14 protein-coding genes are annotated in these 21,563 nt (G+C 69.8%); 6 read left to right on the top strand and 8 right to left on the bottom strand.

Features of this window, described 5'->3' with window-relative positions; all coding sequences use genetic code 11:
* Window positions 1–163: 163 nt before the first annotated feature.
* Window positions 164–2,266, top strand: a complete 2,103-nt coding sequence (locus EDD92_RS36315; protein ID WP_123968220.1) for an autotransporter — start codon at window positions 164–166, stop codon at window positions 2,264–2,266.
* A 16-nt stretch (window positions 2,267–2,282) separates the two neighbouring features.
* Here the strand turns inward: EDD92_RS36315 and EDD92_RS36310 are convergent, their stop codons facing one another.
* Entirely contained in the window at window positions 2,283–3,683 is a 1,401-nt protein-coding gene (locus EDD92_RS36310; protein WP_123968219.1) for an amino acid permease, read from the bottom strand.
* Between the two features lie 129 nt (window positions 3,684–3,812).
* On the opposite strand from EDD92_RS36310, the gene mmuM reads away from it, so the two are divergent.
* The gene (mmuM, locus tag EDD92_RS36305; protein WP_123968218.1) at window positions 3,813–4,739 is read left to right on the top strand and encodes a homocysteine S-methyltransferase; all 927 of its coding nucleotides are present in this window, start codon (window positions 3,813–3,815) and stop codon (window positions 4,737–4,739) included.
* Between the two features lie 185 nt (window positions 4,740–4,924).
* Window positions 4,925–5,980 carry a LacI family DNA-binding transcriptional regulator gene (locus EDD92_RS36300; RefSeq protein ID WP_123968217.1) on the top strand — a complete coding sequence of 352 codons (1,056 nt, stop codon included), beginning with the start codon at window positions 4,925–4,927 and terminating at the stop codon, window positions 5,978–5,980.
* Window positions 5,981–5,993: 13 nt separating this feature from the next.
* Here the strand turns inward: EDD92_RS36300 and EDD92_RS36295 are convergent, their stop codons facing one another.
* The 7 genes from EDD92_RS36295 to EDD92_RS36265 form a co-directional block, all read right to left on the bottom strand.
* Window positions 5,994–7,580, bottom strand: a complete 1,587-nt coding sequence (locus tag EDD92_RS36295) for a carboxylesterase/lipase family protein (RefSeq protein WP_185124236.1) — start codon at window positions 7,578–7,580, stop codon at window positions 5,994–5,996.
* Window positions 7,581–7,673: 93 nt separating this feature from the next.
* The gene (locus EDD92_RS36290) at window positions 7,674–8,933 is read right to left on the bottom strand and encodes an alginate lyase family protein (protein ID WP_123968216.1); all 1,260 of its coding nucleotides are present in this window, start codon (window positions 8,931–8,933) and stop codon (window positions 7,674–7,676) included.
* A 27-nt stretch (window positions 8,934–8,960) separates the two neighbouring features.
* Window positions 8,961–12,296 (bottom strand): alginate lyase family protein, encoded by a 3,336-nt coding sequence (locus EDD92_RS36285; protein WP_123968215.1) that lies wholly within the window; start codon window positions 12,294–12,296, stop codon window positions 8,961–8,963.
* Window positions 12,293–13,822 carry a glycosyl hydrolase family 28 protein gene (locus EDD92_RS36280; protein ID WP_123968214.1) on the bottom strand — a complete coding sequence of 510 codons (1,530 nt, stop codon included), beginning with the start codon at window positions 13,820–13,822 and terminating at the stop codon, window positions 12,293–12,295. Before EDD92_RS36280 ends, EDD92_RS36285 begins: the two co-directional genes overlap by 4 nt.
* Before the next feature lie 33 nt (window positions 13,823–13,855).
* The gene (locus EDD92_RS36275; protein ID WP_123968213.1) at window positions 13,856–14,728 is read right to left on the bottom strand and encodes a carbohydrate ABC transporter permease; all 873 of its coding nucleotides are present in this window, start codon (window positions 14,726–14,728) and stop codon (window positions 13,856–13,858) included.
* Window positions 14,725–15,723, bottom strand: coding sequence for a carbohydrate ABC transporter permease (locus EDD92_RS36270; protein WP_123968212.1), 999 nt, complete (start codon window positions 15,721–15,723; stop codon window positions 14,725–14,727). The genes EDD92_RS36275 and EDD92_RS36270 overlap by 4 nt, the downstream gene beginning before the upstream one ends.
* Entirely contained in the window at window positions 15,720–17,069 is a 1,350-nt protein-coding gene (locus tag EDD92_RS36265) for an extracellular solute-binding protein (protein WP_123968211.1), read from the bottom strand. Before EDD92_RS36265 ends, EDD92_RS36270 begins: the two co-directional genes overlap by 4 nt.
* Before the next feature lie 440 nt (window positions 17,070–17,509).
* On the opposite strand from EDD92_RS36265, the gene EDD92_RS36260 reads away from it, so the two are divergent.
* From EDD92_RS36260 to EDD92_RS36250, 3 genes are all read left to right on the top strand, one after another.
* Window positions 17,510–18,523 carry a hydroxyacid dehydrogenase gene (locus EDD92_RS36260; protein WP_185124235.1) on the top strand — a complete coding sequence of 338 codons (1,014 nt, stop codon included), beginning with the start codon at window positions 17,510–17,512 and terminating at the stop codon, window positions 18,521–18,523.
* A gap of 353 nt (window positions 18,524–18,876) precedes the next feature.
* Window positions 18,877–19,965: a LacI family DNA-binding transcriptional regulator gene (locus EDD92_RS36255; RefSeq protein ID WP_123968210.1), complete on the top strand. Its 1,089-nt coding sequence runs from the start codon at window positions 18,877–18,879 to the stop codon at window positions 19,963–19,965.
* Between the two features lie 262 nt (window positions 19,966–20,227).
* Window positions 20,228–21,562 carry an ABC transporter substrate-binding protein gene (locus tag EDD92_RS36250; protein ID WP_123968209.1) on the top strand — a complete coding sequence of 445 codons (1,335 nt, stop codon included), beginning with the start codon at window positions 20,228–20,230 and terminating at the stop codon, window positions 21,560–21,562.
* Window position 21,563: the final 1 nt, after the last annotated feature.

The raw sequence follows: 21,563 nt of genomic DNA, 5'->3' as shown, positions 1-21,563 counted from the left end.
TCGAGGTAGCGAACACCATCTGTCATTACGAACGCCGAAAAGGTAAGGGTGTGGAACGAGGAGGTCAACGGGTCTGACGCGACTGACAGAGAGCGCTTTCGCAATTTCCGCCGCACCGCGGATTTTCTGTTATCCGCAGCCCTCCCGACCCGTCTCCTCTGACGTGCGCAGCCATACCCACCAGACAGCAGCCGTCGCCGGAGCCCTCGCGGCGGTCGCCGCCCTGCTCTCCACCGCTCCCCCCGCGGCGGCCGCCGGTCCCCGTGACGTCACCGCCGATGTGCTCGCCGACCGGGACGTGACGCTCACCGGCGACACCGTGGTCACCGTGCCGTCCGGGACGACGACGTACGACGGGGTGTTCCGCGGCGAGGGCACACTCACCGTGCGCGGTGGCGGGACGCTGGTCCTCACCAAGGACAGCGACTTCACGCTCCCCAGGTCACGTCAGCGGCAGGTGGTGAAGACGCAGGGCGGCAACCACCCGTACGTCACCACGGCCGACGCCGACCCGCCCGCGATCACCGTCGAGCGGGGCGCGACCCTGCAGTACGGCACCGGCGGGACGACCGGGCTGATCGGGCACTTCCCGTACAACACCCCGGCGTTCCGGCTCAACCAGGACAACATCCGGGTCGACGGCACGCTGCGGCTGTCGCTGACGAGCGCCTACAACCTGGGCACGATCAGCGGCTCGGGCCTGATCACGCAGCCGCGCTTCCTGTGGGGCAGCTGGGCCCTGTCGGGCACCCACTCCTTCTCGGGGGTGATCGACAACGGCACGCAGCTCAGCGCCGGCGCGCCGGAGTTCGCCACCTCGCTGCCGAACGTGCGCAAGGTCCTCAACCAGGGCACCTGGACCGTGGACACGCCCCTCGGTCAGACCGTCACCATGGGCATGGACTTCTACCAGCGCGAGTACGGCAGTGACATCAACGTCCAGTCCCGGCCCGGCAGCAAGGTGGTCCTGACCGGTCAGTACAGCTGGTCGAACCAGGGCGGCGACACCAACCCCTCCCTCAGCGACCCGTCCCTGAACTGGACGCCCGCGCACAAGAACGTCAACAAGCGCGGCACCAACATCAAGGGCGCGAACGTCCAGTGGGGCGACGGCACGACCGACAAGATCTTCATGCCGGGCACGGCAGAGACCGTTTACATCAACCTGCTTGCGGCGCGCTCCCGTTCGCTGCTCACGTTCGACTACGACGGGCCGGTGACGCTGGGCGCCCCCATCGGCGGCGGCAGGTTCCACGACACGCTCGCCGCGCCCGGCGCCGGGGACATCGTCATCAAGGGGACGAAGGGCAACGACGTGACCTTCGCCGCCGTCCAGTACTACAACGGCTCGACGACGGTCGAGAAGGGCGCGGTACTGCGACTGGGCAGCGGCAAGCGGGGCGGGGACGGCGGGCTCTACACCAAGGGTGACCTCTACAAGGTGGTCGACAACGGCTCGCTGGTGCTGAACAACACGGGCAAGGCCCTGACCCTGTCCCGGATCAGCGGCAGCGGGTCGCTGACGCAGGCCGGGTCCGCCACGGCGACTCTGACGGGAAGCGGGGTGACGTACACCGGCACGACGACGGTCAAGAAGGGCACCCTGGCGCTGCGCTCCGGCGCAAACCTCGTCCACAGCAGGGCGATCAGACTCAGCTCGACGGGCTCGCGGCTCGACGCCGGGCCGTCCGGACTGCGCGTGGCCACCACGCTGACCGGCAAGGGCACCGTGGAGGGGTCGGTGACCAACGACGGTGTCGTGGCGGGCGGGGTCACGGTCTCCGGGAGCTACACGCAGAGCGCGAAGGGCGAACTCGTCCTGGGCGCCGAGCCGTTGAAGGTGAAGGGATCGTCGGTCCGACTGGCCGGAGACCTCGACCTGTCGGCCGCCGGAGCGAAGCCCGCCCGTGCGATCACCGTCATCGAGCACTCGGGGAAGTCGAAGACCACCGGTGCCTTCAGGGGGCTGAAGGAAGGCACACGGCTGAAGCTGGCCGACATCACGTACCGGATCAGTTACCGCGGCGGCGACGGCAATGACGTCACCCTGACCGCGACCCACCGGAGCCCCTCCCCGGCCGCCGCCCACCCGGACAGGGCATCGTCCGGCGCGGCGGCAGCCGGCACCGCGAACAGCGCGAGCAGCGGCCTCGGTTGCTGGCCGTACGTGCTCGCGGCGGGGCTGCTCGTCGGGCTCGTGGTGCCCGCGGTCAAGCGCGGGCGGGGTGGGCAGCGGAGGGGTGGACGGCATGCGGCGCACGGTTAGCCGCCGCTTCACCGCCTCACACGGACAGCGCGGACGTCTCCCCCGCCGGTTCCCGCTTCCGCCCCTGTAGCCACACGTACACCGGAATCCCCGCGAACAGGAACAGCACGCCCTGGTAGACGGCCGCGTAACCGGCGCCCGCGATCAGCCAGAACGAGAACGCGAAGGACAGGGCGGCGACGATCAGGTCGCGGGCGAGTCCGGCCGGGCGGACGAGCTCGCGGGTGCCCTGGGCCAGCCAGTACAGCTGCGCTGCGGCTGACAGAAGGTAGGGCACGCAGCCGGTGAAGGTCGTGATCAGGACGAGGACGCGGAAGGTGGTGTCGGGGCCCGCCGTGTAGTTCAGGGCGATCAGGAGCGTGCCGAGGACGGTGACGGCCCAGACCCCGAAGCCGGGCACCCCGCCCTTGCCGACCTTGGCGAACGGTGCCGGGAAGAGGCCGTCGCGCGCGGCGGCGTACGGCATCTGCGCGGCCATCAGGATCCAGCCGTTGAGGCAGCCCGTGATCGAGGCGACGGCGACCAGGGCGATGGCCGTGCCGCCCCAGGAGCCACCGGTGACCGCGTTCACGGCGTCGGCGAAGGGGGCCCCGGACTTCACCAGCTTGTCGTGCGGGACGAGACCGAAGACGGCGACCGTGCCGAGGAGGTAGACGAGCGCGGAGCCCAGAGTGCCGAGCACGCTCGCCCGGCCGACGGTGCGCTCCGGGTTCTCCACCTCGCCCGCGCTGACGGCGGCCGACTCGACGCCGAGGAAGCTGTAGAGGAGCAGGGCGGCCGCGGCGGCGAGCGCGCCGGGCGTGCTCTCGCCGGAGGCGTTGAACGGGCCGAAGTTGTCCGCGTCGACGAAGAAGAGCCCGATCGTGGAGACGAGCAGCAGCGGCACGAACTTCAGGATCGTCGACACCACCTGGACCGCACCGACCCAGCGGGTCCCGGCGAAGTTCGCGGCCGCAGGCAGCCACAGCGCGGCAAGGGCCACGCCCGCTTCGAGGGCGTGGTTGCCGTGCAGGGGGATCAGGACGTCGACGTAGCCGACGACCGCGACGGCGAGCGCGGCGATGCTGACCCAGCACATCGTCCAGTACGACCAGGCCGACAGGAACCCGGCGAACGGGCCGAACGCGTCGCGCGGGTACACGTACAGCCCGCCGGTGACCGGGCTGCGCCGGGCCAGCTTCCCGAAGAGCAGGGCGAGCAGCACCGCGGCGACCGACAGCACGACGAACGCGAGCAGACTCACCGTGCCGTACGGGGCGACGGCGGCCGGCAGGGCGAAGATGCCACCGCCGATGATGTTGCCCATCACGAGCGCGGTGGCGGCGGCCGGGCCGAAGGTGCGGCGGGGAGTCGGCTTCGCCGCGGGTTCGTTGGGCGCGGACGGGTCCGCGGCCTCGGCGGGGCTGGGGGCGGTCATGGCGGTTCCAGGAGGTGGAGCGGGGACGGGGAAGGGCGTGATCGTAACCCGGTATCCCACATGGTGGGCAACCTGTTCATGTACTGGACACAACCGGCCTCTCACGGGCACGTCGACTAGCGTCATGTCATGACCAGCAACACCACTCTCGCCGAAGCCCTCGCCTCCGGAACCGTCGTGCTCGACGGCGGCATGTCCAACCAGCTCGAGTCCGCCGGGCACGACCTGAGCGACGAACTGTGGTCGGCGCGGCTGCTCGCAGAGCGGCCCGAGGCGATCACCGAGGCGCACCTCGCGTACTACGAGGCGGGCGCGGACGTGGCGATCACGTCGAGCTACCAGGCAACGTTCGAGGGGTTCGCGGGGCGCGGGATCGGACGGGAGAAGGCCGCCGAACTGCTCTCCCTGAGCGTGGAGCTGGCGCGCGAGGCGGCGCGGCAGGCGCAGGCGAAGGGGGTCGCGCGGCCGCTGTGGGTGGCCGCGTCCGTCGGCCCGTACGGGGCGATGCTCGCGGACGGCTCCGAGTACCGGGGGCGGTACGGGCTGAGCGTCGAGGAACTGGAGCGGTTCCACCGGCCGCGGCTGGAGGTGCTGGCCGGTGCACGTCCGGACGTGCTGGCGCTGGAGACGGTGCCGGATTCCGACGAGGCGGCGGCGCTGCTGCGGGCGGTTCGCGGGCTGGGGGTGCCCGCGTGGCTCTCCTACTCCGTCGAGGGCGGACGGACTCGGGCCGGCCAGCCACTGGAGGAGGCCTTCGGCCTTGCGGCCGATGTGGACGAGGTGATCGCTGTTGGCGTCAACTGCTCTGCGCCGGAGGACGTGGACGGGGCGGTTCGGACTGCCGTCCGGGTCACTGGCAAACCTGTCGTCGTTTACCCCAACAGTGGGGAGGCCTGGGATGCGCAGGCGCGTGCCTGGGCAGGGAGCTCCTCCTTCACCGCCGAGCAGGTGTCCGGGTGGCGTGCCTCCGGGGCGCGGCTGATTGGCGGGTGCTGCAGGGTGGGGCCTTCGGCCATCGCGGGTATCGCCGCGGTGCTGAATGGCTCCGCCGGCTGAGCGATTCGCCTTTTCGCCGTAGGGCTTCTGTCGGCTCGCGACTGCGGCTTCGTTGTGGTTGCTCGCGCCCACCGCGGCGGAGCCGCATATTGACACAGCCCCGCGCCCCTGAAGGGGAGCTTCCCCTCGCCGGTGGCAACCGGTTGCCGTAGGGTTTCCGCTGTTGTCCAGGGGTGGGGGGTCGGGTGACGAGGAAGAGTGAGGACGCGGGCCGGAGCACGATTCGGGATGTCGCGGCCCGGGCGGGGGTGTCCGCGTCGACGGTGTCGCGGGTGCTCGGCGGGGTTTATCCGGTGAGTTCGGCGACCCGTGGCCGGGTGATGCGGGCCGTGCGGGAGCTGGATTACGTCGCCGACGCGCGGGCCAAGGCTGTCGCCGGGGTCGGGACGCCCACTCTCGCCTTTGTGCTGGAGGACATCACGGGGCCGTCGTTCGCGCACATGGCGTACGGCGTGGAGCGCGAGGCGACCCGGCTCGGGCATCTGTGCCTGGTGTGCAGCACGGAGGGGGACGTGCAGCACGAGCTGGAGTTCGTGGAGATGATGCGGGCCCAGCGCGCCGCCGCCGTGATCCTGGTGGGTGGCGCCGCCGACACGGCCGAGTACCGCGAGCGCACCCGCCGCATGGCCGACTCCCTGGCGTCGGCGGGGTCGCGGCTGGTGCTGTGCGGCCGGCCGCCGCTCGGGCCCGGCGCGCCCGTCACGGTCATCGAGTACGACAACGAGGGCGGCGCCCACGCCCTGGTCGCCCATGTGCTCTCCCAGGGCCACCGGCGGATTCTGTTCCTCGGCGGCAAACCGGACCACACCACGGCTCAGGGGCGGGAGCGCGGCTATCTCGCCGCCCATCGCGCCCGCGGCCTGGAGCCCGACCCGGCGCTGCTCCTGCACGGCGACTTCACCCGTGACGCGGGCCACCGGCTGATGCGCGAAGCCCTCAAGGACGGGCTGGAGTTCACGGCCGTGGTCGCCACCACCGACATGGTCGCGGCCGGCGCCCTGACCGCTCTGCACGAGGCGGGCCTGGACGTCCCGGGTGATGTCTCCCTTGCCGGTTACGACGACATCCCGTTCGCCCGTGACCTGCATCCCGCCCTGACCACGGTGCACGTCCCGTACGAGGAACTGGGCCGTCTCGCCGTCCGTACCGCCCTGGGCCGCACCGCGGACGCTCCGGACGAGCATCTGCTGCTGGGGACGCATGTGGTGGTGCGGGACTCGGTGGCGGCAGCGCGGCGGTAGCCACGCCCGGTGGTCACTGCCGGCGGACCGAGCCGGGCAGACGCAGCCGCCGTACGACGGACCGCAGTTCCGTGCTGCGCAGGGGCGAGCCGTCGACCGGGACCGATGCGGGTGTGGATGGCGGAGTCCTGAGGGCGTCGGCGGTCCACAGCGCGATTTCGGCGTCCCGCGGCCCGTGGACGGTGCGGGGCTCGCCCGCGTCGAAGATCCGCACCGGATGCCTGGGGTCCCAGGGCTCCCAGCCGGGGTTCCCGTCGGCCGCGAACCGCACCCACGCCGTGTGCATGGTGTCGGCCAGCTCCTGAGGTGCGCCCTCACCTGCCAGTTTGCGCGATTCCGGTACGTCGCCGGTGTCGAAGACGAAGCCGAGTTCCAGGGCGTGGCAGGAGCCGAGGTCGGGGAGGTTGGAGGGCCAGGCGAACTCGTACACGTACGAGGTGCCGGGGCGGGCGTCGGCCAGCCGGTGCATGGGGAGGCGCAGCAGGTGGTCGGTGACCATCTGGCCGACGATCTCGGCGGTGCCGGCCTCGGGGTGCAGGGTTCGGTAGCCGCGGGGTACCTCGGTGTTGCAGTGGCAGCGGGCCATGGCGCCGGCGAGGGCGACCGCGCCGAGCCGGTTGACGCGTTCCACGAGGCCGCCGGGGACGAGCCACAGGCGGTACTCGTCGCTGGTCCAGCCCATCATCAGGTCGACGCCCCGGGCCGCGTCGCCGTCGACCAGGGCCTCCAAGGGGTCGCGCGGCACGATGTCGCCGTCGATGACGATGCCGAAGGAGGGGCCGCCGAGCACCGGGCTGCTGAGTTTGCCCACGTCGGCCTGGGTGCGCAGGAGCAGTTCGCGGTCGACGTCGGCGAAGGCCGCGGCGGTGGCGGGGATCTTCAGGCGGGTGGCCATGCGGCGCACCATGCGCCGTACCTTGTCCCGTTCGAACGCCTCGGGCGGCCCGCTCTGCAGGACCGCCCGCCGTACCAGCCCCTGCGCCTGCGGGGCGGCCAGCAGGGCGCCGATGCTGATCGCCCCCGCGGACTGGCCGGCGAGGGTGATCCGGTCGGGGTCGCCGCCGAAGGCCTCGATCGACTCGTGCACCCACTGCAGGGCGGCGAGCTGGTCGCGCAGGCCGGGGTTGGCGGGAGCGTCCGGAAAGAGTCCGTAGCCCTCGACGCCCAGTCGGTAGTTGACCGAGACGAGGACGACTCCGTCCCGGGCGAAGTTACGCCCGTCGTACACGGGAACCGCGGATGATCCCCTGGTCAGGGCGCCGCCGTGCAGCCACACCAGAACCGGGAGCCGGGCCCCGGGGCCCGGCTCCGGCGTCCACACGTTCAGATTGAGGCAGTCGTCACCAGGGACGACGGGGTCGGACAGGTACTTCTCGAAGGCCTCGGAGTACGGCGGCTTCGGCGGTGTCGGCCCGAACGCGCCCGCGTCACGCACGCCGTCCCAGGGCTCGGGCGGCACGGGCGGCCGGAACCGGCGGGGGCCGAAGGGAGGTGCGGCGTACGGGACGCCCCGGAACACCGCGATGCCGTGCTGGTACCGGCCTCGTACGGCCCCGTACGGCGTGCTCACCACCGGGTCTGCCTGGACTGCTGCCGTCATACGACCATCAGCCTCCTCACCGCGCTCCTGCACCGGTAACACCAGAGCACCACAGATCGGCCCGGTATTCCGGTGCAGAGCGCGATTCGGCGACTACTTGGCGTACATCAGGGTGCCGAAGCCGAGCTGGTCGTAGCCGCCGCTGGTGGAACCGTAGTCACCTCCTCCGCCCTCGGGGGCGACGAGGTCGTAGTACATGGCCGAGATGTACTTGTCGTCGAGGTACAGGCGCCGGTTGTAGTGGAAGTGGAGCATCGCCCACACCGGGCGGATCTGGCGGCGGGAGCCGGAGGAGATCACCGTCTGGGAGGACTGGGCGCAGTTCTGTCCCGTTCCCCAGGTGTAGGTGGTGTAGGGCACGTCCTGGCCGGTGTTGTACTTGGCGACGTACTGGGCGGCCTTCATGAAGCGGCGGCTGTCGTACGAGTAGAGGTCGTCGCCCTGGTTCCAGGCCATCTCGCAGAGGGCGCCCATCTGGCCCATGCCCATGATGGTGTGCCCCTGGTCGCGGCCGGACTCCTGCCACTGGCCGAGGTCGTAGCCGTCGGAGTCGGTGTACAGGTAGGGGACCGCGTGCGCGATGGAGCCGTTGCCAGCACCCGATTTGAAGTAGTTCACGGCCTGGTCGTACTTGGCCGCGTTGTCGGTGAGGATCCCGATGGCCATGATCGAGGCCATGTTGCACAGGTCCCAGTTGGCCCAGTAGTTGGTGATGCAGGCGTCGTTGTGGTTGGTCAGGAAGCTGTTGTTGAGCGGGTAGAAGACGCCCACCATCATCTTCTGGAAGGCGGCGAGGTCGAACCCGGCGTAGCCGCGCATGAGCTCGGCCGCCTGGCAGAACTCCCAGCCGTAGATCCCGGCCCCGAGGAACCGGTCGGCGTTGCCGGTGAGGGTGGTCAGCGTGGACGACCAGGCGTTGAGGATCTTCACCGCGGTGTCGCCGTTGGCTGCCGTGCCGCCCACCACCCAGCGCAGGGCGTTCTGGTAGGCGGCGGCGATGTCGTTGTAGAGGATGCCGTAGTTCTCGCCCGTGCCGCCGCGGATGATCGTGGCCTGCGGGTTGGGCGTCCAGGAGGACTGCGAGTGGGAGTTGGCGGTCAGCTTGTTCCAGCCGGACAGCCAGGGGTCGGCCTTCGCGGCAACCTTGACCTTGGCGCGGTTGATGTCTCCGGCGTTGTGGAGCATGCCGGGGTGGGTGAAGGTCGCCGGTGCCGCGTCGGCGGTGGGACCCGCCAGCGCGGCCGCGGAGCCCCCGAGGGCGAGTGCGGCGGTGAGACCGCCCGCGGTCCTCAGCAGACCGCGGCGGCTCAACTCGCCCTGATCAGGGCTCTGGTGGGGGGAGATGCGGCTCATCTTGTGCGACTCCAATCCGTGGGGGGATCAGTCGGGGGTGATGCTCACCTCTTCGAACTGGGCGGTACCGAGGGCCATGGGGCTGCGCGAGCAGACCACCAGGCCCACGTGGAAGGGGGCGTCACCGAAGCCGGGTATCTCGCCGGAGGCGAGGGCGGTCCAGGTGGCGCCGTCATCGGTGGAGACCGCGGCGGCGAAGGCGGTCCCGGCGCGCTTCAGCCGCAGCAGCAGGGGCAGTTGCACGGTCGCGGTGCCGGAGAACGCGGAGGCACCGGCGACGGTCTTGCGCAGCATCAGCTGCACGGAGGTCCCGCCGGTGACGATCACTCCGGCGGCCTGGTCGAACGGGGACAGCGACTTGGCCATCAGCAGGCCCACCCGGTCGGCGGTGGCTCCGGTGCGGGACACCAGCCGGGCGGTGACCGTGCAGTCGCCGGTGACGGGCTGTCGTACGAACTGCCCTGTCATTCCCTGGTTGTTGACGGTCAGGTCGACGCCCGCGCCGCGGACGGTGAAGGTCCCGCCGTCGTAGGACGTGCTCCCCGGTGTGCGGATCGCGACCACGCCGAACGTCCCGTAGGCACGGTCGTCGAGGATCACGTCACCCAGGTCACCGTAGGTCCAGGGGCCGGGCGGGGGTGTGCCGACGGTGAGGGCGAGGGTGCCGGTGCCGTCTCCGGCCACGTTGCCCGCGGTGGTGGTGATCGTGAACTGACCGGTCTCGTTCGGGGTTCCGCAGATCAGACCGGTGCGTCTGTCGAGGCGCAGGCCGTCCGGGAGCCCGTCCGCGGTGAAGCGTATGGGCTCGTGCGAGGCACGCAGGAGGTGCCGGAAGGGGACGCCCTGGTTTGCGAACGCCGTTGCGGAGGAGGTGAGTTGGGGTGGCCCGGGGGTCGGCATGGGTGCCGTCGCCGACTCCGAGAGCGGGCCGTGGCCTGCGGCGTTGGTCTTCGCCACGACGTAGTGGTACGTCGTGCCGGGCGTGCCCGTGGCGTCGGCGTACCGGATGCGGGTGCCGAAGCCGACGGGGCCGATGCCGGTGGCGACGGTGTGGTACGGGCCGTCGGCGTCGGTGGAGCGCAGCACCTTGTAGCGGGCGGAGAGGTCCGGGTCGGTCCAGGCCAGTTCGACGGCGTCGGCGCCGGCGGTCGCCGCGAGGCCGGTGGCGACAGCGGCCGGGCGCGACACCGACCACACCTCGCCCGAGGCCGACGTGACGGTGACGTTGTCGAAGGCTCCGGTGCCGGTCTCGGCATAGTCCTCGTCGACGCCGAGGCAGGAGGTGAGGACGAGACCGGCGTAAGCGGTGTGTCCCAACTCGACCTCGGTGGAGCCTACTTCAGTCCAGCGGATGCCGTCCGGGGAGATCGCACCGGTGCAGCGGCGGCCCTTGCGCGTCACCCGCACCCAGTACGGCGCCCGCAGCCGGTAGCCGTCGCCCGCGCCCTCGACGTACGGGGCCACGAGCGGGGTCGCGGACTCCGGGAGGGTGCCGAGACGGGAGATCGGGAAGGCCGCGTTCACCGTGATCGCGTCCTGCTGGGACGGCGGGACGGGCGTGCTGCCGGTCGCCGAGACGTCGGCACCCGCCGTCGGCCGCACGCTCCACACGCCGCTCCAGGTGTGCAGCGGCAGCCCCTGGATCAGCATGGATGCGTGCGCCGCGGGCGCGTCGAGCGAGTCGCGCAGGGTGACGCCGATCTTGGAGTACTGCGAGCTGAGCGGCCACACGATCCGCGCGGTGACCGTCCCGTCGCCGGGCAGTGGGAGGTGCGCGAGGCGGTAGCTGTCGGCGGTGCCGCTCGCCTCCAGCACGAAGCGCTCACCGTCGAAGGCGGCGGAACCGGGGATCTTCACGTCGCCGAGGTCCTGGGTGGACCAGGGGGCGGGAAGGCCGCCGGCGGCGGAGACCGTGCGTGAATCGCCGCTGCTGCCTTGGGAGTTGGCAGAAGTGATCGTGTAGTAGTACGTCCGTCCCGGGCGCGCGTCGCCGTCGCTGTACGTCGGCTTGTCGAGCCCCGTGGCGATCTCCTCGTACGGGCCGTCGGGCTTGGTGGCCCGGCGGACGGTGTACGTGCTCGCCCACGCGGACGGCAGCCAGCTCACGGTGACGGACCTGCCGTCGCCGACCGCGGTGACGCCCGCCGGAGCCTTCGGCACCGTCGACGAGGTGGCCGTCGCGCCCGCATAGGCGAAGGTGCCCCAGCTGGGGACGTCGTCGTTGCTGCCCTCGACGACGCGGGCACCGCCGGTGCCACGGAAGACGGCGGCCTTGGTGTACGGGGTGTCGAGGCCTTGGACGCCGGCGTAGTGGGCGTAGGCCATCTCGTAGATCGGCGGGAGGTTGCCGCGGGCGGTCGCGGAAACCGTCTTCTTGATGTACTTGCCGGTGCGGTCGAGGTCGGGGGTGAAGGGGACGTCGCCGCCGAGGTTGTAGCGGGCGGCGTACTCGAAGTTGGCGAGGATGCGGTTGTCCTCGAAGCCCCAGAGGTCGACGCCCTGGTTCCAGGCGACCTGGGCGATGTCGCCGGTCAGGCCGACGGCGAGCTGTTCGTGGCCCTGGTCGCGGCCTGCCTCCTGGCCCTGACCGGCGTCGGTGACGATGCGGTGCGGGATGCTGCCGTTGCCGGCGCCGGCCGCGGCGAAGCGCAGGGCGTCCTCGAAGAGCACGGGCTCCTCGCAGAACACGCCGATGGCCAGGACGGTCTGCAGGGCGGTCAGGTCCCAGTTTCCGTTGGCGTAGAGCATGTAGCCGGACACGGCGGGATACCAGACGTCGAGGAAGGACCGCTCACAGCGGGCGATGTCCGCCTGCGCCCAGCCGTCGTAGTCGCTGTGCCTCAGGAGTTCGGCCGCGTTGACGAACTTGAAGGCCTGGAGCCCCGCGCCGAGCGGACCGTCCGCGCCGGTGATCGCCGTCAGGGACGCCGACCAGGCGTCGAGGATGTCGCGGGCCTTGTCGGCGTTCGCCCGGTTGCCGGTGACCGCCCACATGAGGGCGTTCTGGTAGGCGGCGGCCGAGTCGGCGACGGCCTGGTTCTGGAAGTTGGTGGGGCCGCGGCCCCATGAGGTGATCTGGCCCGTGTTCTGGATGGTGTACGAGGCCGAGGAGCGGGCGTGCGCCGCGAACGCCAAGTAGCCGTCGTAGACCGGGGATTGCTTCGCGACGACGGCGGCCTTCATACGGGCCAGGTCGTCGGCGGTGTGCAGCAGGCCGGGGTGGGTGAAGGCTCTGGAACCGGTGTCGTTCCGGTCGGCGGCCCGGGCGGCGGTCGGCACGAGCAGTCCGCTCGTACCCGATGCCAGCAGCAGGGCTGCCGCGCCGCCGAGGAAGCCCCGGCGGCTGGTCGCGGGGGTGATCATGACGCGGCGGCCGCCTCGGCCTCGGCGGTCGTGAGGAACTTCAGGTTCGTCACATGCTCGTTGTAGAACCACTGGATGGCGTCGGTGGTGTAGTACCACTTCGGTTTCTTCATCGAGTCGGCGACGACGACCCCGTTGATCACCAGGTTCTCGAAGGTGACGTTGTCGATGGCGTGTTCGGCGTCGTAGCCGAGGAACAGCGACGGCTCGGCGTGGGTGCCCGTGTAGCTGAGGTTCTTGACGTAGACGTCCTGGATGCCGCGGCCCACCGAGGTGTTGTACTTCGGGTTGAACATCACCTTCATGTAGATGACCTGGCCCCAGCGGAAGTCCTCGATGCGCACGTCCTCGATCTGTACGTTCTTGATGAGGTTGGAGTCGCCGGGGTTGAGCGCGATGCAGCCCTGGTAGTTCATCTGCGGCTCGCGGTGGTCGAGGACGTCGATGTTCCTGATGACCAGGTTCTCGAGCGTTTCCGGGTTGTCGGTGTTGCCGTGCGTGCCCACGTTGATCGGGTGCGCGACGTCGGCCCACAGCGTGCAGTTCTGGATGGTGATGTCGCGGGTGTCGCCGTAGTAGTCCCAGCGGTGGCAGTAGATGGCGAAGCAGTCGTCGGAGTTGCGCATGAAACAGCCGTCGAAGGTGATCCCGGTCGAGGAGAAGACGTCGAAACCGTCTCCATTGCCCTTCGAGCTGAACGAACGCGCCTTCTTGACGTGGACGTTCTCGCTCATGCCGAACGTGCCCGCGTAGCCGTTCGGGTTCATGATGATGACGTCCTCGACGCGGATGTTCTTGCTGCCCTCGCAGAGGATGCCGCCGGGGCCGGCGTTGAGCATCCCGCGGCCGGTGAGGGCGGCCTTCTCGACGTTCTTGAAGAACACCTGTGCCTGCAGGACGGCGCCGCCCGCGAGGTACACGGTCTTGCCGCTGGGGACAGTGAGGACGTTGCCGCTGACGGTGTGCACACCGGGACCGAAGTAGATGACGTCCGGGTCGTCTGCCGAGGGCGGGTTGGGGCAGATGTGGTTGGTGATGACGTGCAGACAGTCGAAGATCTCGTCGTTGATCTGGACGACGACGTCCTTCGGCTCGTCGAGCGTGAACACCAGGGTGTCGCCGCCGAGTTCGGGCCTGATGCCCAGCGAGTCCGGTCTCACCCGGGCCTTGGTGGTGCCGCCCTTGAGGTAGGTGACCTCGATCTCGACGGAGCCCTGGAAGTCGAAGTACACCATCGAGGTGTTGTAGACCTTGCCGGAGCCGGTGGTCGCGTTGATCTCCTCCAGCTGCGGCCGGTAGATGTCGAGCGTCTGCCAGTCGCCGTCGGGGGCGGTGCGCACCCGCACCTTGAAGCTGGTGTTGGTCGGCATGGTGGCCGGGCGGGGGTAAGTGACCAGCTTCGGCGCCGAGTTGTCGCTCGCGTCGTCGGCACGGGCCGCCGTGGCGGTCAGGTTGGTGAGTCCGGCGGCGAGGACGGTGGCACCGGCCGCCTGGAGCGCGGTGCGGCGGGACAGGGGCGTGTTCATACGTGGCTCCTTGAACAGGCGGGACAGCGAGGGCTACTTGAGGCCGGACGTGGACATCCCGGCGACGAAACCGCGCTGGGCGACGAGGAAGATCAGCAGGATGGGGACGACGTACATGACGGAGGCGGCAGCCTGGAGTTGGGGGACGGGCGCGCCGCCCTCGTTGACGTAGGTGGTCATGACGGCGACGGCGAGCGTGGTGCGGTCGGTGGACAGCAGCAGCTGCGGGGCGATGTAGTCACCCCAGGTCCAGGTGAAGGAGATGATGAAGCCCGCGGACAGCACGGACCAGGACTGCGGCAGGAAGATCCGCCAGAAGACCGACATGTATCCGCAGCCGTCGACGATCGCGGCCTCCTCCAGCTCGCGCGGCATTCCCGCGAAGAACTGCCGGAAGAGGAAGACGAGATACGGCGCCGCCGACAGGCCCCACAGCACCCACGGCCAGTACGTGTCGACCATGCCGGCCTTGGCGAAGATGAGGTAGGTCGGCAGCAGGGTGACCATCTGGGGCAGCATCATCGAGCCGAGCAGGACACCGAACAGCACCTTCTTGCCGGGCGCGTCGAGCCGGGCGAAGCCGAAGCCGACCCAGGCCGAGCTGACGGTGACGAGCGTGGCGTAGAGGAGGGAGATGATGAGGGAGTTGCGGGCGTAGCCGAGGAAGTCGATCTGGGTGAAGGCGTCGGCGAAGTTGTGCCACTGGAAGACGTCGGGAAGCCAGTGCACGGGCGAGGCGGCCAGTTCGCCCTGGGTCTTCAGGCCGGAGAGGACCAGCCAGCCGAACGGACCCAGGAACAGCCCGGTGACGGAGACGAGGACCGTGTAGAGGACGAGGCGCTTGGTGCGCACCCGCACGCGCAGGTCGTTCCTCAGGGACTTGGGCGGCAGGCTGGTGGCGGTCACTTCTTCGCCTCCGGGTCGACGTTGTAGAACACCACGCCGGACGTGAACTTGAAGATGAGTCCGGTGGCGATGAGGATCAGGACGAAGAGCACCCACAGCAGTGCGGAGGCGTATCCGTAGCGCCCGAGCGCGAAGTACTGCGCGAAGACGTGCATCATGTACAGGTAGTTGGACTGCGGAACCGTGGTGATGCCGCTGGTGTCGCCGAGCGGGGCCAGCAGCAGCGGCATGATGGTCTGCACCGAGGCGATCATGCCGGTCACCGTCTGGAAGAGCAGGACGGGTGACAGCAGCGGCACGGTGATACTGCGGAAGGTGCGCCAGGCGCTCGCCCCGTCGATGCGGGCGGCCTCGTGGAGTTCCCGGGGTACGTCCTGGAGGCCGGCCAGCGAGATGATCATGACGTTTCCGGCGGCCCAGAGCACCGTCATCAGCAGTACGTAGCGGGCGTAGGGGTCGCCTAGCCAGCCCACGGCGTCGAACCCGAAGAACGTCAGGACGCCGTTGGCGGCGCCGGAGTTCGGGTCGAAGAGCGACTTGAAGGCGAGACCCGCGCCCACCGGTGGCACCACCGCGGGCAGATACAGCAGAGTGCGGAACACACCGCGTGCCTTGACGGGCCGGTTGATCAGGACGGCTAGGGCGAGCCCCGCGATGATCGACAACGGCACCGAGGTCACCGCGAACAGACCCGCGCGGCCGAGCGCGTCCCAGGTCACCGAATCGTTCAGCAGCTCGCGGTAGTTGCCCAGTCCCACATAGCGCCAGTGGGGCGAGATGCCGTCGAACGTGGTGAAGCTCAGCCACAGGGCGTACGCCATCGGCGTGATGGTCAGCAGCAGGAAACCGATGATCCAGGGCGAGGTGAACATGTAGAACGCCCGGTGCCGGCGGGCGGTCATGGAGGTCCGCGACCTGGCCGCGGCCGGTGCGCGTCCGGTGCTCGCGGCGGCGCCGGGCCGGTCCGCGACGGAGGAGATCTGGTCGACGGTCATCCCACTTGCTCCTTACCGCGCTTCATCTGCTCGTTGATGGCCGAGTTCAGGCGTCCGGCGAGGGTGTCGACGGAGATCTGGCCGTTCATCGCGGCGGGGGCGATCTGGTTGAAGAGGGCGTCGATCGCGTCCGCCCTGGTGTACGGGGTGAAGGAGACGACCGAGAAGTGTTTCAGCTCGTTGTTCTGCACCTTCAGCACGCGCTTCTGGTACTTCTCCTGGTCCGGCATCAGGGAACGCAGCGACTTCAGCGTGGGGATGCCCCAGCCGCCGGACGCGCGTGCCTTGGCCGGCTCCTCACCGAAGAACCACTCGAAGACCCGCCAGGCCGCGTCCTTGTTGTTCGCCCTGCGCGGCATCCACAGACCCGTGCCGCCCTGGCAGGCGCTGATCCGCGGGCCGCCCGCGAAGACCGGGGCGGGCGCCAGGCGGGACACCGGCGCCAGCTTCTTGTCGGGGTAGATCATGCCGCCCATCCAGTAGCCGGCGTTCGACATGGCCAGCCGGCCGGCCTGGTAGGTGGGCCCGTCCCAGCCGTTGGGGTCGGGCTGGATGAGGCTCGGTCCGACCTTGGTCCTGCAGTAGTCGATGTACCAGGTCAGGGCCTTGCGGGCCTCGGGGGTGGTGAAGTCGACGCGGGAGAAGTCGTCGCTGAAGAGGCTGCCGCCGGCGGACGCCGTCATGGTCGCCAGCAGGGTGGACCGGGTCAGGCCGTTGAAGCTGCCGCCGAAGACGGTCGTCTGGCCGTTCTTGCGCTGCACGAGGCGCTTGGCGTTGTCGAGCCACTCCTCGTACGTGACCGGTTCGGTCTCGGGCGGGTAGCCGACGCCGCCCTTGTCGAAGGCCGCGGTGTCGTACCAGAACATGGAGTCCTGGGAGAAGTCCTTGGCCATGCCGTAGCGCGGGCCCTTGCCCTGCGTACGGCCGTCGAACCGCCACAGGTCGTTGACGGGGTCCAGGTCGTCGGGCTTGAGGATGCTGCTGCGGGCGAAGTAGGGGTCCAGGTTCTCGGCCACGTCCCGCGCCGCATAGAACGGCGCGTCCACCGCGCCGACGCCGCGCACCAGGTCAGGCGGGTTGCCGCTGGTGAGCATCGCGATCAGCTTGGTGACGTCGAACTTCACCAGGGCGATCTTGATGCCCAGGTCCTTCTGAGCCTGCTTGACCTGCTCCGGAAGTATGTCACCGGAGTTGACCATCACGGTGACGTTCTCACCCGAGCCGCTGACCCCGGACGACACCTGCAGGGCGCAGCCGCTCAGCGCGGCCGCACCACCCACGGCGCCGCCCGCCGAGAGGGCGAGAAAGCGGCGGCGGCTCACGGGAGCACCGGCCTGGGAGTGCATGAACTACCCACTCTCTTCGCTGAGATGGATGACGGGAGTCGGGGCACGCGACGGGGATGGATGCGGCGTGCGAATGTTTCGGGAACCGGTTGCTGCGCGGTGTCACGGAGCTTCCGTCGGAGAGCACGGCACGTCAAGAGGCATGACGAACTTTCGAAAACAGTGGGACCGCCGGATACATGGGGTTCAAGTGGCTACGGTGCTGGTCAGAGCGACAACCGGTTGTCGCGCCCCACTCGCGGCGTGACCTTGATCTGGAAATCGCAGTAACCGATTTCGCCCCAGAGCCAGATCAAGGGCCGCACCCCGCCGGAGAAGGCCGCCCACACACCACCCTTCCCGGCGATTGACCACCGCTTCACCGCAGATCTACGGTAGAAGGCGCTTTCTGAAACTGTTTCCATCCCGTCCAGCCAAGTCGTCCAGCGTTCAGGAGAGCCATGCCCAACCCCCAGCCGCCGAGGGCCGTGTTCGCGATGGACCCGGTGCACCTCCCGCTGCTCTTCCCCCCGCCGCTCATGGCCCGGCTGAAGCAGGCGTCCGACCTCGATCCCGGGTTCGTCGTACGGGACTTCGCCGACCCGGCGGCCGCGGAGACCCTCGCCCGGGCGGAAGTGCTGATCACCGGGTGGGGCTGCCCCGGCCTCGACGCCGGTGTGCTGACCGCGGCGCCCCGGCTGCGCACCGTCCTGCATGCCGCGGGCTCGGTGCGTTCGCTGGTCGGCGAGGCCCTGTGGGAGCGCGGGATCACGGTGTCCAGCGCGGTGACGGGCAACGCCCTGCCGGTCGCGGAGTACACCCTCGCGATGATCCTGCTCGCCGGGAAGGACACCTTCACCCACCGCGAGCGCTTCCGCACCACCCACGCCTACCCGACCGACGCCGAGACCGCGCACACCGGCAACGTCGGCCGCCGGATCGGCATCATCGGCGCCTCACGCGTGGGCCGCCGGCTGCTGGAGCTGCTGCGGCCGTTCGACTTCACGCTCCTGCTCCACGACCCCTACGTCAGCCCCGCCACGGCCGCCGCCCTGGGTGCCGAACTCCTGCCGCTGGAGGACCTGTTGCGGCACAGCGACATCGTGTCGCTGCACGCCCCCGACATCCCCGAGACCTACCGCATGCTGGATGCCGCCCGGCTCGCGCTGATCCGGGACGGCGGCGTCCTGATCAACACCTCGCGCGGCGCCCTCGTCGACCCCGACGCACTCACCGACGAGCTGGTCTCCGGCCGGCTGCACGCCATCCTCGACGTCACCGAACCGGAGCCGCTGCCCGCCGGATCCCCGCTCTACCGCCTGCCCAACGTCTTCCTCACCCCGCACATCGCGGGCTCGCTCGGCAACGAGCTGGAGCGTCTCGGCCGAATCGTCGTGGAGGAACTGGAACGCCTGGCCGCGGGCCTGCCACCGGCTCACGAGGTACGGCACTCGGACCTGGCGCGGGTCGCGTGAGGGGCGGTGCCGCGGCCCGGCCGGGGTTCGGGCAGCGGCTCTCGGCCCGCCTGCCACGAGTACCGCTCCACCCGGTCATCCACAGCCCCGCACCCCGGGGAAACAATGGGATACGGTTTCCGCACGGTGCGCTCCGCGGGCCGTGCGGATGTGCGGCTCCGTCGCGGGGGATGTGGCTGTCGACCGGCTGCGGCGTCGTCGTGGCTGGTCGCGCACACGCGGCGGAGCCGCATATCAAAACAGCCCCGCGCCCCTCCCGGGCGCGGCCGACAGCAGACCTCGCCCGGGTTGCCCAGAGACGCACCCTCTCGGTGTCCGGCATGGGGAGTTCTTGAGGTGAAGGAGCCGCAACGGTGAGTCAGCGCAAGGCGTCCGGGGACGCCGGACGGGCCACCATCCGCGACGTGGCGGAGCGTGCAGGGGTCTCCGTCGCGAGCGTCTCGCGCGTCCTGTCCGGCAACTACCCCGTGTCGGAGGACCTGCGCCGCCGGGTGATGAAGGTCGTACGGGACCTGGACTACGTCACCAACGCGCACGCCCGCTCCCTCGCCGGGGGCGGCACCCCGACGGTCGCCATCCTCATCAACAACATCACCGGCGCCGCGTTCGCCCACGTGGCCAAGGGAGTCGAGGGTGCCGCAACCCTGCGCGGCTGGCTGTCCCTGGTCGGCACCACCGGCGACGACCCCGAACGGGAGCTCGCGCTGGTCAACCTCATGCGCCAGCAGGGCGTGGCCGCGGTGGTGCTGCTCGGCGGCGCCTACGACTACGACGAGTACCAGCTGCGCATGGCCCGCTTCGCCCGCTCCCTCGACGCGGCAGGCTCCCATCTCGTCCTGGTGGGCAGGCCGCCCCTGGAGGGCGACGTCCCGGCAACCACGGTCGACTACGACAACGAGGGCGGTGCCTACGCGATGGCCAGCCATCTGCTGTCGGCCGGGCACCGCAGGGTCCTGCTGCTCCCGGGTCCCGCCGAACTCACCACCGCCCAGGGCCGGTTGAGGGGTGCCGAGCGGGCCTTCGAGGCGTACGGCGTGCCCTTCGACCCGGGCATGGTGCGGCACGGGCCGTACGACGACGAGCACGGGTACAGCGCCGTCGAGACGGCCCTGCACGAGACGCCGGACTTCACGGCCGTGCTCGCGGGCACGGACGTGGTCGCCGCGGGCGCCATGCAGGCCCTGCGCGCGGCCGGGCTGCGCGTGCCGGAGGACGTCTCGATCGTCGGCTACGACGACATCCCGCTCGCCTCCCAGCTCACACCCCAACTGACCACCGTGCACGTGCCGTACGAGGAGATGGGCCGGGTGGCCCTGCGCGCGGTGGCCGACCGGCGCGAGGGCGGCGCGGGCCGCCGCAAGGGCACCGACGGCGACCATCTCGTGCTGGGCACCCATGTCGTCGTACGAAACTCCGTACAGCCACCCTCCACCAGGCGCTGACGCTCCACTCACGAAGCGATCGTTTCGTAACCGGTTTCCGTCGCCTACCTGCCCTTCTCTCTGGCTGACGTAAGAAGTTCGCGCACACCCCTTGCTACGGCCGGACCTATCGGCCTACCTTCGCGGCAACCGCTTACTACAGCTTCCGCTTGGCCGACCCCCCTCAGCCGCGAGCCGACGGATTCCGGCCGCCGTTCCCGGCCTGCACCGAGCCGCCGTCCGCTCGTTCCCAGACGCCCAACTTCCGAAGGAACACGGTCAGATGAACTTCACCAGCCCCCGGAGAAGGTTCGCCCACGCCGCTGTCGCGGGACTCGCACTCACAGGTCTGCTCTCCGCCTGCGGCGGATCGGACTCCCGGGACGACGCCAAGTCGTCGGGCCCGGTCACCCTCCCCTTCTGGGGCTGGGCCAACGGTCAGGAAGCCGTCGCCAAGGCGTTCAACGCCTCGCACAAGGACGTCAAGCTCAAGTACACCAAGGTCACCGACCAGCTCACCATGCAGAAGCAGCTGACCAACGCGGTCAAGGCGGGCAACGCGCCCTGCCTGGTGCAGAACACCGCCGAGTACGTGACCAGCTGGGTCTCGCAGGGCGCGCTCGCCGACATCAGCCAGTACGTCTCGTCGAGCAAGGACAAGTTCAACTCCGGCTCCTGGGCGAGCGCGCAGGTGCAGGGCAAGAGCTACGGCGTCCCGACCAGCTCCGCGCCCAACTTCACGATCTACCGCACCGACATCTTCGACAAGTACGGCATCAAGACCCCTGCCACCTGGGACGACTTCATCGCCGCGGGCAAGGTCCTGAAGAAGCACGGCATCAAGATCACCAACTACGCCGGTGAGGACCCGAGCACCCTGGAGGTGCTCGCCATGCAGGCCGGCGCCCACTGGTACGCGATCGACGGCAACTCCTGGAAGGTCGACTTCCAGGACGCGGGCACCCTGAAGGCCGCGAAGGTGATCCAGGAGATCATCGACAACGACCTCAACTCCAAGCTGTCCTTCGCCGACTACGCGGCCGTGCAGCGCAATTACGACAACGGCGGAACCGCGACCCGGCAGATCTCCACCTGGCAGATGGCCGGCATGGTGCAGAACTTCACCAAGTCCTTCGGCAAGTGGGCGCTGTCGCCGTGGCCCACGTACCAGGGCGAGGCCGCCAAGACGCCGGCCGGCACCAACCTGACCGGCAGCGTGACGCTGGTGACCAAGCAGTGCAAGGACGTCAAGCAGGCCGCCGAGGCCGCGCTGTGGATGTCCACCGACGCCGGCGCGGTGAAGACCATGGCGAGCCCGACGACCGGCAACGGCGTGATGCCGGCGCTCGCCGACTCCAACTCGTACGTCGGTGAGGCGGTCTCCGACAAGCTGCTCGGCAAGAACTACCAGCCCGCCCGGAAGGTGGTCACCGACAGCCTGAACACCATCACCACGGACTGGACGTTCGGGCCGGACTGGACCGCCATGTTCACCGAGATGCAGGCCGGCTGGGCGAAGGTCGTGGGCAAGCAGGAGAAGGTCACCGATCTGCTGGCGCACATGCAGGACTGGACGGTCAAGGACCTGAAGTCCCGCGGCATCAGCGTCAAGGGCTAGA

The organism is Streptomyces sp. TLI_185, from assembly GCF_003814765.1.
Classification (GTDB): domain Bacteria; phylum Actinomycetota; class Actinomycetes; order Streptomycetales; family Streptomycetaceae; genus Streptomyces.
This window is presented reverse-complemented; position numbering and strand designations above follow the sequence as displayed.

Coding starts and splice junctions, on each gene's coding strand:
- EDD92_RS36295 (WP_185124236.1), bottom strand. CDS start 7,580: ATGACGGCAGCAGTCCAGGCAGACCCGGTGGTGAGCACGCCGTACGGG.
- EDD92_RS36260 (WP_185124235.1), top strand. CDS start 17,510: ATGCCCAACCCCCAGCCGCCGAGGGCCGTGTTCGCGATGGACCCGGTG.
- EDD92_RS36270 (WP_123968212.1), bottom strand. CDS start 15,723: ATGACCGTCGACCAGATCTCCTCCGTCGCGGACCGGCCCGGCGCCGCC.
- EDD92_RS36290 (WP_123968216.1), bottom strand. CDS start 8,933: ATGAGCCGCATCTCCCCCCACCAGAGCCCTGATCAGGGCGAGTTGAGC.
- EDD92_RS36265 (WP_123968211.1), bottom strand. CDS start 17,069: ATGCACTCCCAGGCCGGTGCTCCCGTGAGCCGCCGCCGCTTTCTCGCC.
- EDD92_RS36285 (WP_123968215.1), bottom strand. CDS start 12,296: ATGATCACCCCCGCGACCAGCCGCCGGGGCTTCCTCGGCGGCGCGGCA.
- EDD92_RS36250 (WP_123968209.1), top strand. CDS start 20,228: ATGAACTTCACCAGCCCCCGGAGAAGGTTCGCCCACGCCGCTGTCGCG.
- EDD92_RS36280 (WP_123968214.1), bottom strand. CDS start 13,822: ATGAACACGCCCCTGTCCCGCCGCACCGCGCTCCAGGCGGCCGGTGCC.
- mmuM (WP_123968218.1), top strand. CDS start 3,813: ATGACCAGCAACACCACTCTCGCCGAAGCCCTCGCCTCCGGAACCGTC.
- EDD92_RS36310 (WP_123968219.1), bottom strand. CDS start 3,683: ATGACCGCCCCCAGCCCCGCCGAGGCCGCGGACCCGTCCGCGCCCAAC.